This window comes from Vibrio sp. TRT 29B02 (assembly GCF_050113655.1).
In the GTDB taxonomy this organism is placed as follows: domain Bacteria; phylum Pseudomonadota; class Gammaproteobacteria; order Enterobacterales; family Vibrionaceae; genus Vibrio.
The window spans coordinates 36,327-50,633 of record NZ_JBNJOJ010000001.1; the positions used below are offsets into that span (position 1 = coordinate 36,327).

At 45.7% G+C, this 14,307-nt stretch carries 8 protein-coding genes; 3 read left to right on the top strand and 5 right to left on the bottom strand.

Going from position 1 to position 14,307, the window contains the following annotated elements; all coding sequences use genetic code 11:
- Positions 1-161: 161 nt before the first annotated feature.
- Complete coding sequence (locus ACQEXT_RS00155; RefSeq protein WP_138971094.1) at positions 162-770, top strand: YitT family protein; 609 nt, start codon at positions 162-164, stop codon at positions 768-770.
- Positions 771-803: 33 nt separating this feature from the next.
- Here the strand turns inward: ACQEXT_RS00155 and ACQEXT_RS00160 are convergent, their stop codons facing one another.
- Positions 804-1,322, bottom strand: coding sequence for a flavodoxin family protein (locus tag ACQEXT_RS00160; RefSeq protein WP_426950044.1), 519 nt, complete (start codon positions 1,320-1,322; stop codon positions 804-806).
- Positions 1,323-1,853: 531 nt separating this feature from the next.
- Here ACQEXT_RS00160 and ACQEXT_RS00165 point away from each other — a divergent pair.
- Positions 1,854-2,999 (top strand): efflux RND transporter periplasmic adaptor subunit, encoded by a 1,146-nt coding sequence (locus tag ACQEXT_RS00165; protein ID WP_331417817.1) that lies wholly within the window; start codon positions 1,854-1,856, stop codon positions 2,997-2,999.
- A 9-nt stretch (positions 3,000-3,008) separates the two neighbouring features.
- Positions 3,009-6,134: an efflux RND transporter permease subunit gene (locus ACQEXT_RS00170; protein ID WP_426950045.1), complete on the top strand. Its 3,126-nt coding sequence runs from the start codon at positions 3,009-3,011 to the stop codon at positions 6,132-6,134.
- Between the two features lie 72 nt (positions 6,135-6,206).
- On the opposite strand, the gene ACQEXT_RS00175 is transcribed toward ACQEXT_RS00170, so the two are convergent.
- The 4 genes from ACQEXT_RS00175 to ACQEXT_RS00190 form a co-directional block, all read right to left on the bottom strand.
- Complete coding sequence (locus tag ACQEXT_RS00175) at positions 6,207-9,308, bottom strand: efflux RND transporter permease subunit (protein ID WP_426950047.1); 3,102 nt, start codon at positions 9,306-9,308, stop codon at positions 6,207-6,209.
- Positions 9,305-10,621, bottom strand: a complete 1,317-nt coding sequence (locus tag ACQEXT_RS00180; protein ID WP_426950049.1) for an efflux RND transporter periplasmic adaptor subunit — start codon at positions 10,619-10,621, stop codon at positions 9,305-9,307. Before ACQEXT_RS00180 ends, ACQEXT_RS00175 begins: the two co-directional genes overlap by 4 nt.
- A gap of 5 nt (positions 10,622-10,626) precedes the next feature.
- On the bottom strand, positions 10,627-11,277 hold the full coding sequence (locus ACQEXT_RS00185; protein ID WP_426950051.1) for a TetR/AcrR family transcriptional regulator: 651 nt from the start codon (positions 11,275-11,277) through the stop codon (positions 10,627-10,629).
- A 359-nt stretch (positions 11,278-11,636) separates the two neighbouring features.
- On the bottom strand, positions 11,637-14,147 hold the full coding sequence (locus ACQEXT_RS00190) for a bifunctional diguanylate cyclase/phosphodiesterase (RefSeq protein WP_426950052.1): 2,511 nt from the start codon (positions 14,145-14,147) through the stop codon (positions 11,637-11,639).
- Between the last annotated feature and the right edge of the window lie 160 nt (positions 14,148-14,307).

Sequence of the window (14,307 nt, forward strand, 5' to 3'; positions counted from 1 at the left end):
ACACAGTCCTTACAAGTGATTTCCTGTCAGCTCTCGACATTTTTGTCATTAATCGACATCTTATGCGGGTTTGATTCACCGGTTTGTGAATCTGATTGCCCATCGAAATACGTCATCGTTATGTCTATTTCGATTTTGGTACTAATGGATAGGAAGTCTAAATGGATAAAGAACATAGTTTGCGCGAAAACTTACTTGCGCTTGTTTTGGGTAGTGCTCTGGTCTCACTGGGTGTTATCTTTTTCAATAAAGTCGGTCTGCTGACAGGCGGTACTGCGGGATTGGCAATCTTCCTGACTAAGGTGAGTGATTTCAGTTTCGGTCAAATCTTTTTTGCGCTCAATTTGCCGTTTTACATTTTATCCGTCACCCGAATGGGATGGCGATTCACGCTCAATACCTTCATTGCCGTTACCATTGTGTCATTCGCGGTTGACCACTTACACCATGTAATAGAGATTGCCCGCATTGACCCATTTTATGCGGCGCTTCTTGGCGGAGGGATGATCGGTATTGGGATGCTGGTGATATTCCGTCACAAGATGAGCTTAGGTGGATTCAATATTTTAGCGCTGTTTCTGCAGGAGCGATTTGGTATTCGTGCTGGTAAAGTGCAAATGGCATTAGACTGTACGATTGTTATCATGTCTTTGTTTATTGTCGATATTTCGCTGATTGCTCTGTCGGTAATGGGCGCAGTCGCGACCAACTTGATTCTGGCAATGAACCACAAGCCGGGTCGTTATCAACCCCAAGCAACAACAGCATAGAAAAAGGCTTAGCTTCGGCTAAGCCTTTTTTATTTAGCAATGGGATTGTCTATGACTCAAGGCGTTCGTGAAGTGCTGCAAATCCTGTTCAGACAAAGAATAGCCATCATTGCAAGCGGCGTGCAGAGTTGCAGTAAACTCCATATTAAAATAATCAAATAGACCGTGAAACAGCCCATGAAATATTGGGCATATTTGCGCTTTACCTGAGCTGGTCACTAAGAACCCACGCTTATGTTCAAGCGCCCGCGCTTTGGGCTTTAGTTCGGCAACATCGAGCAACTCGGTTAAACGATCGATCAGGGCTTTCATCGGCGCAGTCACGGTATACCAATATACCGGAGAGGCAAACACAATGTTGTCAGCCGCGAGCATCTTATCGACCAATGGATAAAAGTCATCGGCAGGATAGTCATTTTGGTAGTTGTAGGGAGTGATCACCAGCTCATCAATGTCGATAATCTCGCTTTCGTGGCTGCGATTGACCGCCTCAATGGTTTTAGCCGTATTTCCTTGTTTGTTTGCGCTTGAGAATAGAATCAATGTTTTCACTTGTTGTCCTTTTTGATGTTGATACCTTGCTAAGGACGAGACTATAAAACCTCAACCTAAGCTGAGGTAAAGTGCCAGTTACCATTTTTGTTCTAGTAGCTGAGATAAACAGTGAATCACCAACCATTAGGGTGTTACCCCAATCAAATAGAATGACTCGCTTCATCTGATGACTTCCTTGTTAGTCATATTTGCCTCATCAGTTTTTTTTGTAATCACTAGTAGGTAAATTTCACCTACTAGTGATTACATTCACCAACTGCATAGTTAGTAAGTGTTGATTAGTCCTGTGGAAGCTTTTATTTATCAGGGACTTAATTTTGGCACTGCAATTGCTATCGCCTAGTTAGGCATTCAATATATGAACAAAAATGAGAATTGATAAGGATTTATTATGAACGTCATTTATTGGGTGTATAGTGTGGGCTGAATTGGTGCAAAACCTCTCTACATACGTATATAAATTCTAATACTCGGTGAAGTCAGCCGAGATTGCACAAATGTATTATTACAAGCGGATAAGGAATTCAAATGACAACTAAGCCGTTACGTTGGTTACTGCCATTTATCACGTTAGGGGCTGCTTATGCGGGCTACTCAGCTATCGCTTCAAGTGCACCAGAGTCACTAGAGAGTAAGCCACCCAAAGCACCACCAGTCGTCACCGTTTCTAAAGTTCAATCGAGTGACCACAAGGTCGTGATTACTAGCCACGGCGAGCTTCGACCTGTGGAAGTCACTCAACTTTCAGCCCAGGTGTCAGGTGAGGTAATCAGCTGGCACGCCAACTTTGTCGTTGGTGGTATTGTAAAACGAGGCGAGGTTCTATTCAGTATTGAAAACGACAACTACCAAGCGGCGGTATTGCAGGCTGAAGCTCAGTTAGCGAGCGCACAAGCAGCGCTTATCGAGGAGAAAGCAAAAGCCGAAGTCGCAAAGCGTCAAGCGAAGAGTATGCCTGAAAAACAGGTCACAGATTTATATCTCCGTAAACCGCAACTGCTCAGTGCCAATGCCCAAGTGAAATCTGCACAGGCCGAGCTAAAAAGAGCGAAACGTGATTTAGAAAACTGCCAGATCATCGCACCTTACGATGCACTAGTGGTGTCGAGGGATATTGGTGTTGGTCAATTCATCACTGCGGGTGCTCACGTCGCAACGTTAAATAACGTCGAAGCGGGTGAAGTGCATATTCCAATCGCGGGCTTTGACAGTGCTTTCTTGCCACAAGACTACGCAGGAACATCAGCTCAGATCATTCAGCGCGGTATCGAAAATACCTTCCGTGAAGGTGTTATCGACCGTGACCTCGGTGTAGTAGATAGCAGCACAAGGATGATCAATATGGTGGTTCGCGTCGAGAATCCTTACGCCATTGATAGTGATCAGCCCGCGATGAAATTCGGTTCTTATGTCGAGGTTCAGTTCGCAGGCAAAGAGCTGAAGCATATTTACCGTCTGCCGCAAGAACTGGTTAACAATCGCCAGGTTTGGGTGGTTAACGACAACAATCAGTTAGAACCAAGAACCGTTAATGTGTTGCGTGCAGAAAAAGAGTTCATGCTGATCAATCAGGGATTAAATGATGATGACATGTTAGTCCTCACTGTGCCTGAGTATCCGCAGCAAGGGTTACAGGTCGAAGTTGCTGCGAAAACTAACCAATCAAGCATGTAGGGTTTGAGCATGGAAGAGACGAAACAAACAGGGCTGATTGCCTATTTCGCCAACAACCCTGTGGCGGCAAACTTGCTGATGGTGTTCATTCTTATCGTCGGAACGGTGAGTTTTTTCTTCATACAAAGACAAATGTTCCCCAACATTGAGGTCAACTACATCAATGTCAGCGCACAGTATCCGGGGGCGTCACCACAAGAAATTGAAGAGAGCATCCTAATCAAACTTGAAGAGTCGTTGAAGGATGTCACGGGAATTAAAAAAGCGGTATCCACGGCATATCGTGGTAGCGGTAACATTGAGCTGGAAGTGAACGTTAATGAGAATATCGATGATGTTCTCGATAAGGTTAAGCAGAAGGTCGATGCCACTTCTAACTTCCCAGATGCCATGGAGCCGATTCAGGTTTACCAATACGAGTGGCGTCAAGATGTCATTGAGATGGCTCTGGTGGGTGATCGCAGTTTACTTGAGCTAAAGCCGATTGCTAAACAGATTGAAGATGAGTTGCTACAACTGGGGAATGTGGCTTTGGTTGATTTAGGGGCGCCTGATTACGAGATCGCCATAGAAATCGAACCTCAAGTGCTGCAAAAGTACAGTTTAACGCTTAATGACGTTAGCAACGCGATTAAGCGTTACTCAGCGAACTATTCTGCGGGTGAAGTGCGCACCAATGCGGGAATGATCTCGGTACGAATAGAGAATCAGTATTACAGCGGTGAAGAGTTCCGCGATATTCCAGTCAAAATTGGTAACAATGGTGGCAAGGTTCTTTTACAAGATATCGCCACGATTAAAGATGGCTTTACCGAAGATGATCGATACTTCAAGTATTCGGGTCAAAACGCGATGTACCTTTCGGTTAAGGCGACAAAAGATCAAAACATGGTCGCCGTTGCGGAGTCAGTCAAAGCGTATATTGAGCAAAAGAATCAAACGTTGCCAGCCGATCTGAAGATCAAAACTTTGGTTGATATGACCTATTATCTGAATGCGCGTTTAGACATGATGTTGAAGAACCTACTGCAAGGTGCGGTTTTGGTCGCACTCATGCTTAGTCTATTCTTGCGCGTTAAGTTAGCAATGTGGGTGATGATCGGTCTGCCTGTCTGTTTCCTCGGCGCGGTGATGGTGATGCCTGCGATTGGTGTCAGTATCAATATTATTTCACTGTTTGCCTTCATTATGGTGCTGGGTATTGTTGTCGATGACGCGATAGTGATTGGCGAGAGTGCTTATAGTGAAATCGAGAAAAAAGGTGGCGGGGTTGAAAATGTGGTTCGAGGCGTAAAACGCGTCGCGACTCCTGCGACCTTTGGTGTTCTTACCACCATGGCAGTATTCGCTCCGTTCTTGATGTCTAAAGGTATTGAACGCGCCTTCTTCTTTGGTATCGCGTCGATTGTTATTCTGTGTTTGTTGTTTAGTTTGATTGAGTCGAAGTTGATTCTTCCGGCGCACTTGGCACATTCTAATTTCACTCCAATCAAGAAAGGCAGTTGGCGAGATCGATTCAATACTCGTTTCTTTGCATTCATCAATGGGCCGTACAAACGTTTTGTCACAACCTGTACCTACTGGCGTTGGAGTGTGTTTGCTGGCTTTGTCGCGATACTCGTTATCAGTATCGCTATGGTGATGGCGAGTTACGTTCGAATCGTCCCGTCACCTAAGGTACCTCATGATTTCCCAAGTATTAAGTTGGTGATGAACGACAATGTTTCTAGCGAACAGACGATAGACGCGTTGAAACTCATCGAATCGACGGTTCTGACGATTGATAAAGAGATCGAGCAAGAGACGGGTCAGAAAATGATTCGTGACATCCTCACCTTTAGTCAGGGTAGAAAAGAGGGGCGCTTGGTGATTCCTTTGGTTGATGAGGAACTGAGACCATTTACCACATTTGAGTTGGCGCGAAGATGGCGCGAACGTCTGCCAGATATCCCAGGGCTCAAGATGCTCAATGTATCTGACAACGTTAACGATGATGAGAAAGGGGATGAGTTCGGATTCTTGCTTTATGGGTCGGATATTGAAAGTCTGAATGCGGCTGGACGCGATCTGATTTTGACTCTGCAACAGCAGAAAGGCTTGTTTGATATCTCTTCATCTATTGATGCGGGTAGTCAGGAAGTTCTGCTCTCTCTCGCACCAGTTGCCTACGATCTCGGTCTGGATCTCTTCGATATTGCCACTCAGGTCGGTGGGAGTTTTTACGGTGGCGAAGCACAACGAGTGCTGCGCGATGGTGAAGAAATTAAAGTAATGGTTCGCTACCCACAGTTGACTCGTGAAGCGTTCTCTTCACTGCGATATGCCGTCATTACGACTCCAGAAGGCAAAAAGGTGATGTTGGGGGATGTGGTCGAAATTAATCAGCAACCTGGCGTGAGCAGTATTCGACGAGAAGGTGGCTATCGCAGTGTGTATGTCTATGGTTCTATTGATGAGGAACTGGTTGAGCCGAATCAGGTTGTTGGTCAGATCACCGATGAAATCATTCCAGACATTTTGACATCTTATCCCGGCGTTAAGAGCCAACTTGGTGGCTCGATAGAAGAGCAACAAGCTCAGCAAAATGAGCAAAAAATCTTCTTTGTTGCTGGCATGATCATTGTTTATATCCTGCTGGCTGTGCCGCTCAAGAGCTACACTCAGCCGCTGATCATTATGTCTGTCATTCCGTTTAGTCTAACTGGGGCGATCTGGGGACACTATTGGTTTGGACTCGATCTGAGTATGATGTCGACATTTGGTCTTATCGCTGCCGCGGGGGTGGTGGTTAACGACTCCTTGGTGATGACAGATTATGTCAATCAGGTTCGAGCGCAAGGCGTGACGATCAAAGAAGCCGTAATAGAAGCTGGCTGTGCTCGATTCCGAGCCATCATACTAACTTCCATTACTACCTTTGTAGGTGTACTGCCGATTATGTTTGAAACCAGTCTTCAGGCAAGGTTTGTCATACCTATGGCGGTCGCACTCGGTTTCGCCGTTTTGTTTGCAACACTGCTGACGCTGGTTCTCGTCCCATGTCTCTATTTGATGTTGGAGGATATCAAAGGTGTGTTTGGCAAGCTAAAACGCCTGTTTCCACGAGCGAAAGCGAAGGCACAAACCACGTCTTGAGCAATGTTCTCGGTAGATAAAAAATAAGCCAGGCATCTTGTCTGGCTTATTTTTATTTTAATGTTTCGACCATCAGATTTCTTGATGTTTATGAACCAAACCGAAGTCAGCCAATACGGCGTAGGCGGCGGGGATCATAAACAACACTAGAAGTGTGGAGGCAAAAATACCAAAGACGATAGAGATCACTAGTGGTTGAATCACTTGCGCCTGCAAGCTGGTTTCAGTGAGCAGTGGTAGCAAACCCGCAGCCGTAGTCATCGACGTTAAGAAAACCGCGCGGAACCTCTCTCTGCTCGCTTTTACAACCGAGTTATGGACATTGTCTCCTTCATCCACATGGTGACGGATATACTGCACCAGCAGGATAGAGTCATTGACCACTATCCCCGCCAAAGAAACAAATCCCATCATACTTGGCATGCTGAGTGAGTGACCAAGCAGAATATGTCCCCATACTACACCGATAAAAGCGAGTGGAATGGCGAGCATAACCACAAACGGTTCTAAGTAGCTGCGGAACTGATAGCTCAAGATGGTGAATACACCGAACAGTCCGAGCAAGAAGCCTTTCGCCATCGAAGAACTGGTCTCTGCGGTGTCTTTTGCTTCCCCTTCAAAATCAAAGCGTAGCCCCGGATACTTAGCCATTAACTTAGGCGCTTCATCTTTCTGGAACTGATTGATGATAGCGGTTGAGTTGACTTTGGTATTGTCTGTGTCACCAAAAACACTGATGGTTCTCAATCCGTCAATGCGCTGTATGCGTACATAGTTTCTCTGGAAATCGAGCGTCGCGATGGTTGCCAAGGGAATTTGGCTACCGTCAGCGACAATGATCGGGAAGTTAGCTAACTGCTGTAGATCGCCCGCTTGAACCTTATTTAATCGCACCTCAACGGAGATGTTTTCGACGCCAACCTGAATCTCATCGGCCGTTTGACCAAAGAAAGCGGCTCTCAGTTGGTTGGCGATAAGCTGACCATTGACTCCGTAGGTTTCAGCGCCCGGTCTTAGTTTGACGAGCACCTCTTCCTTGCCCATGCGCATGTCATCGAGTACGCCGTGAACGCCATCAAACTCTTTTAAGTACTGCTGAATATCGATCGAGGCCGCTTTTAAGGCGTTAAGATCATCATGCTTGGCGCGGATTTCAATGGCTCGTCCTCCTGGTCCCATAGTGGGTTGTTTAAATACCAGAGAGATAGGATCGGCGAGCTCTCCAATATCTTTTCTCCATGCGGCAATAAACTCATCGATGACTGTGTTGCGGCTTTCTGCCCCGAGCAAGTCAAGCCTGACGGTCGCGATATGAGGGCCAGACTCGTTGGCGTCCGCGTTGGCGTTAAACTGACTGGTAATATGCTCGATCAGCGGTGTGCCATTTTCGACAGTTTCACTCCACTCTTTATCAAGCTTACGAGCGGAAGCGACGATTTTATCGACCACAGCTTCGGTCTGGGAGAGAGACGAGCCGGGAGGTAAAATGATACGAGCTTCAGCGATATCGCCATCTAATTCTGGAAATGGTTGGAATTTAAGTAGTCCACCAGCAATGGTGGCTATTGAAATCAGAAGTAACGCGACGATACTACCGAGGAAGGCGTAGCGGTATTCGACCACTTTTTCGACACCATAGACTAGAGTGGTGTTACGGAAGTTCTCAAACTTATCGAGGAGCGTTTGTTTGAACTTAGCAGGTGGTTGATCGTTTTTTTCTCGGTGTAACGAATGGGATAAGTGGTTAGGCAGGATTAAAAATGCTTCCACCAAGCTCAACGTAAGGACCAAAATGAGCACTTGCGGAACGGCTTTCAGAACCGCCCCCATCTCTCCTTCGAGAAACAATAGACTGCCAAAGATACACACAGTGGTTAGGAACGAAGAGATAACGCCGGGCAGAACCTTTTTCACCCCTTTTATCACTGCGTCATCCACCTCTTCACCACGATCTAGGTGTGATGCGATAGACTCGGCGATCACGATTGCATCATCCATCATGATGCCTATTGCCATCAGAAGACCCACCAGCGACATGATGTTGATTGACAGTCCGAGTTGTGCCATTAAGAACAGACCGCCAAGAAACGCGACTGGCAAACCGGCGGCAACCCAAAATGAGTAACGAAGAGTGAAGAACAACCACATGGTAGCAAACACCAAGACAATACCTTGCCAGCCGTTGCGTACCATCATAGTTAAGCGATCCCAGAGTACGGATGAGAGATCATTGGTCAGCTCAAGTTTGACACCCATGGGCGCAATAGCCTGTTGTTCTTCCACAAACTGGGCGACACGCTCTTTGATACGCAGCGCATCATCTTCTTTGTTTTTACTGACTTTAAGCAGTGCAGAAGGATGGCCATCGAATAGCACTTTTTGTTCGTCCAGTTCGAAGCGATCAGTGATGGTTGCGATGTCTCTAAGACGTATGAGCGATCCATTGGGGCCTGAACCGACAACAATGCTTTCCATTTCTTGTGGAGTGATGCGTCGCTCATCAAAACGGATCAGGAAGTTTTTGTCGGGAGTTTCAACGTTTCCGCTTGGTAGCTTGATATTCTGACGACCAATCTGATCAGCGATATCGCCAACACTGAGACCCAATTGACGCATCGCTTGCCCATCAAGCTCGACTCTAAACTGGTGATCCGAAAAGCCTGCTACATCGACCAACGAAACATCATAATCGAGCTTTAACGTTCGTTTAAGCTGTTCGGCATACGCTTTTAGCTCAGGCCAAGTGGTATCGGCAGTAATCGCGACATCAACGACAGGCTCGTTCCAGTCTAGTTCTTGAACGACAGGGGACTCAATCTGTTGAGGGAAGTCATTGATAGAGTTAATTTGAGTCTGAACATCAACCAGCATCCGACCAATATCGGCTTTCTCATTGAGCTTGAGGATCAGGCGCGCTGAACCTTCAACGGCTTCACATTGGGTCTCTTCAATATTGGCTAATCCATCGACGGCATCTTCCATTCTTACACAGATGCTCTCCTCGACTTCTTGAGGAGATGCACCCGGGTAGACGACGCCAGCCATAATATAGGGTGGATCAAACTCGGGGAAAGTCTCCCTTTTGATGTTGGGTAATGAGGTGAGGCCGAGTACTAGTAGGGCGAGCATCATCAGGTTGGCGGCTGTCGGATGCTTGGCAAAGAATCGGATCATTGCGTTGACTCCTGATCGCTATTGTGCGCTGTTTTAAGCAGCATCCCTTCAATGGCAGGAAGAAGATCATTAACAATCAGTTGATCCCCTTGGCTAAAATTACCATCGATGACTACTTGGTTGTCTCGGCGATACAGAACTTCGACAGCATGGATTTCCAACTGGTTTTCCTGATTCATCAGATAGATTTTGTCACCGTGCAAAGCGCGTTCAGGGATGACCCAACTTGGATTGGCCTGACCTTCAATGACCGCTCGGACAAACATACCATTGACCAGTGGCGGTGCGGACGTCGGGTTGAGGTTGCGGTAGTCTTGCTCGATTTCTAGAATCACGCCCGCTGTTGCCTGATTTGGGTCAACCGTTTCACTGATACGGGCAACTTTGGCAGGCCATGTTGCCTTCAAGCTTCCGCTACTTAGTTCGATATAGGCATCAATGAAGGTCATGTCAGGCTGAGGAATCCCATTCGCATCACGGCCAAACTCTCCAAGACTAGATGCAAGGGTCTGCATGTCGTGAATCGATAACTGCGCTTCAACTTCCATCACGCCCATACCATGTGCGGTGACCATCGTTTGCTGGAGGTTCACAACTTGATTTTGCTCGACATCGACTGAGGCAATTCGCAGATCATACGGAAGAGTAATAATGGTTTTCTCAAGGGAACGCTGTGCTTCATCAACTTTCGATGCATTGACTTTAACTAAGGCTTGCGCGACACGTTTTTCATCTGGCATCAGTCCAATTTGGTTTTCGATGTCCAGAACCAGTTTGCGTTGTGATAACGCACTTTGCTCTTGTTGATCGACATCTGACTGAGACGTCAGCCCTTTAGTGCGCAGATTCTGTTTCCGTTGTAACTCTTTGTTCGCAATCTCAAGTCGGTTACGTTCGATCTTTAAGGTTTGTTTAAGGTTATCTTCTTCTTGATTCAGCTTAGCTAAAGAGGTTTGAGCAGATTTGAGATCAGCCTGAGCTTGAACCAGTTTTAGTTCATAATCGAGTGGGTCGATACGCAGGATTTCTGTTCCGGCTTGAAGAACCTGCCCTTTTTCAAGTCTCGGATGGCGGAAGACGATTTTACCTGTGACCTCGGCGATCGCTTTCCACTCTAATTTAGGGGCAATTTTACCAAACCCGATAGCCTGCGGAGCCATTGACTTGAGTTCTAACGTTGCGGTTTCGACTAAACGGGCGCGATCGCCAGCGGGTTTAACGGGCAGATCAGGTTTCATTTTTACCGCGATAATCAGGGTGATCACGCCAACAGCGAGTGCGGGGAAGAACAGTAGTTTCTTGTTAATTTTCATTGATGTTAATCCTGCTGGTGGTTGGATTGCAGAAATCCGTGAGTCATGAGTTTGATGTTGTGTTCGAGCAGTCGGTCTAAGAAGGCTTCATTCAGTTCAATGCCATGAATCGCGAGCAAAGCAGGCGGTGCAATAAACGGAAAGACCATCAGACTGATGTAGGAGACTTTACACAGTTTCGGGTCAGCATCTGGCCTGAGGATTTTGCCCTCAACGAGTTTCGTAAACATAACCTGTTGCATGGGTTGGCTGATATCGAGAAAAACCTTCTCCAATAATTTGCGTTGTGTTTCACTTGCGTCCATGTGCATGACTTGAGCGACTAAGCGCGGGAATTGCGGCACCTTGACCATCTCACGATAGTAAGTTCGCATGAGATCGAGAAAGTTCTTCTGAGAACTCTCTTTTAATAGCACCTGCATTTGCCGTCGCATTGGCTCCAAGGTTTCACGCAACATGGTTTCAAATAATCCTTCTTTGTTACCGAAGTAATAGCGGATCATGGCAACATTGACGCCGGCGCGATTGGCGATAAGTCGAGTCGATACCTTATCGTAAGCCATGATAGTAAACAGCTCTCTGGCTTGATGGATCAGCTGTTGTCGAGCATCGATACTGTCACTGGGACGTCCTGCTTTACGTGGCTTAGTCGTCACACCAAAATCTCTTATATTAAACAGACGATTAATTATAGTGTGGCTATGATTTGTTCGACACGACAAAAATTAATCAATATTTAAACAAGTGATTAATTTGTGACGTATCGCGTAAGTGGACATGCTAGAAAAGAAAATGCCCGCACAGTGGGCAACTGCACGGGCTAAAAAGGGCAACAATTCATATTGTTTGTTTGGAGATTGTTGGTCCATATCCTTATTTAAACTGTTATAAAGAGTGTTCGGTCTTTGGAATTTCTTTATATCAGTGTAACCAATGACGTTTAAAGTAACACTTTTGTCACGATTGGTTAAACAGTAAAAACGCAAAGATAAATTCCAAATATGAAATCTTCGGGCTACAGATTTGTCTTCGACGTCGAGTTTTCTTGTATGGTCGACGCGTACCTTTCTGCTAATTGATCGATACTGATAGGGCGTTCAATTAAATAGCCTTGCAGCACATCACATCCATATTCGATCAAAATCCTTCTCTGGGCTTCCGTTTCGACCCCTTCAGCAACGACACGCATTTCCGCAGACTTGGCAATCGCAAGGATCGCTTTAACGAGCGAATCACTCTGCTCCGAACTCAGCATCTTGTCGACGAAGACTCGATCAATTTTGAGCTCGTCGAGTGGTAGGTTGCTCAGATAGCTTAACGATGAATAGCCTGTACCAAAATCATCTAGTGATATAGTGAACCCAAGTTCCTTCAGTTTGCTAATGACAGGTGCGACTTTAGGGAGATCGCTAATAAGGACATTTTCGGTGATTTCTAATGTCACTCGATGATTAGGCAACTGGTGCCTATCGGTTGCCGCCAGCAAGTTAGGAATAAGCTGTTCGTTCATCAACTGCATCGGTGAGATGTTGATTGAAAGAACCAAATCAAATTGAGGAGAAGGGAACAGTTGGCTAAACTCCTCGCACGCCTTGTTAATTACAAAGTCACCTAACTGATGTATCAGACCAATCTCTTCTGCCAGAGAAATAAACTCCAGTGGAGAGACATGGCCAAGTTGAGTATTGCTCCAGCGTAGCAAGCTTTCAACTCCGTACAGTTTACCGCTGTCTGCACAAATCTGTGGCTGATAAACCACGGAAAGCTCACCGCGCTCAACCGCACCGCGTAATTCGCGTTCGAGTAGGAAGTCATACTGAACTTGTTTGTTAATACTGCTATCGAAAAACAGTACATCACCTTTTTGACGAGCCTTCGACTTGTAGAGCACGATATCAGCTTTGGAAATGAGTTCTTCGGGTTCATCACCATCGGAAGGGTACATAGAGACACCGATAGAGCAACTGGCAAATAGCACCTTGCCATCGATGACAAATTGCTGCTTAAAGACTTGCTTAATACTGTCAACTTTTGCTTCGGTTTCAGCGAGATTAGTTAAGCCGGAGAAACAGAAGATAAACTCATCGCCACCGAAACGCGCTACAAAATCGTTGGGCCCAAGAAATGCCTCAAACTTCTTACCGATTTCACTGAGTAGACGGTCTCCTGCTGAGTGGCCATATAAATCGTTCACTTTCTTAAAGTCATCAAGGTCTACAAACATCACCGCTAACTGACAACATGCTTGCTCCGATTGCTTGATGCCCTCTCTAATACGTTGATGTAACTGAGAACGGTTGGGTAGGCCAGTGAGTTCATCATGGGAAGCAATGTACTCCAATTGATCCTTAGTGGACTGCAAATACTCGAAGTCGTTGTTGATTCGTTTTTCAAATCGCTTAAAGCGTTTGGCGATGAGACGGCTTAAAGCAATGGAAAAAAGAGCCACGATGGCGGTTGTGCTTAGCCCAATGACTAACAGCTGCTGTAAGGTGCTGCGTTGTTCAAGTTTAGCCTGCTGCTCGACAGAGGCCAGATAGCGCATATTGATTTCATCATACACACCGGCGCCGATTGTCCATTGCCAGCTTTCATCTTGAACGACGTAACTGGTTTTAGAGTAATCTGAGATATCTTCAGGTCCAAAGGTGGCTTTGTAGTGTACAAATTCTCTATTGGCGTCCATGAGGGCTAAAGCGCCTTGTAAAGATTCGGAACTGTCGAGGTTATACGCATTCTTGCCAATCAAGTCAGACTCAATGTGCGAAAGAATCGTCCCGTCATTTTCGATGACGAACACATAGCCAAATTGATCAAATCTAAGATTTATCAACCAGTGAAGCACCCTTTTCTTGATATCATTTTCTACATCGACGACATAGTCGCCCGTACCGATAAACCAGTCATAGGGTTCGAAGTACTTACCAAAGCCAACTTTTTCAAACTCTTTATTTTTGTTATCTGGCTTAACAAACCACCAGCGATAGAATGCTTCGCCATGCTTTTTCACCTCTTCTCCCATCTCGCGGACGATGTAGCTGCCGCGAACATCTTCAAAATCCCACAAAGAGGTGCCTTCGACACGAGGAAGTAGGGGATGCATGATGCTCAAACCATCGGTTTTGTAGATAAAGAAGTAACCACGACCGTTATTGAAACGTATATCGCGGAGGGCATCGGTAATGAGTTTGGTGACTTCAGCCTCGGGCAAAGATTTGTTGCTTTCGTATAGGCGTGTCGCGATGTTGTGAGCTTGATATATCTGCTCTTTTATCGTGCTTTCTAATTCGGCTTCTGTTTGAGTGCGTGCGTAGCGGATTTGCTGCTCAACATATTCGACTCGGCTGGTTAGGGTTGCCAGTTGCTGTTGTTGATGTTCTTGGCGTAATGCGCGTAATTGCTCTTCGGAGTTTAGAATGACGTCTCTTGCGGTAAGGATTATCCAGAATAGAGTGAAGACAGCAACGATGGAAGCTGGAGCATAAGTAATTAAGTTCAGCAGTTTTTTATCCGTAAGCTTGGTCATGTAATACCGTAAGTTGCCTAAAAATAAGAACTTAGATTATAGCAATCGTTTAATGAAATGTTAAAGATATCAGTGTTAATTGTTCTAAATATTAACAATTTGAGATCTCACGGTATGTATTGAATTGCATTACGAATCAGGATATTAAGATCAAAATTGC

Coding starts and splice junctions, on each gene's coding strand:
- ACQEXT_RS00155 (WP_138971094.1), top strand. CDS start 162: ATGGATAAAGAACATAGTTTGCGCGAAAACTTACTTGCGCTTGTTTTG.
- ACQEXT_RS00165 (WP_331417817.1), top strand. CDS start 1,854: ATGACAACTAAGCCGTTACGTTGGTTACTGCCATTTATCACGTTAGGG.
- ACQEXT_RS00170 (WP_426950045.1), top strand. CDS start 3,009: ATGGAAGAGACGAAACAAACAGGGCTGATTGCCTATTTCGCCAACAAC.
- ACQEXT_RS00175 (WP_426950047.1), bottom strand. CDS start 9,308: ATGATCCGATTCTTTGCCAAGCATCCGACAGCCGCCAACCTGATGATG.
- ACQEXT_RS00180 (WP_426950049.1), bottom strand. CDS start 10,621: ATGAAAATTAACAAGAAACTACTGTTCTTCCCCGCACTCGCTGTTGGC.
- ACQEXT_RS00190 (WP_426950052.1), bottom strand. CDS start 14,147: ATGACCAAGCTTACGGATAAAAAACTGCTGAACTTAATTACTTATGCT.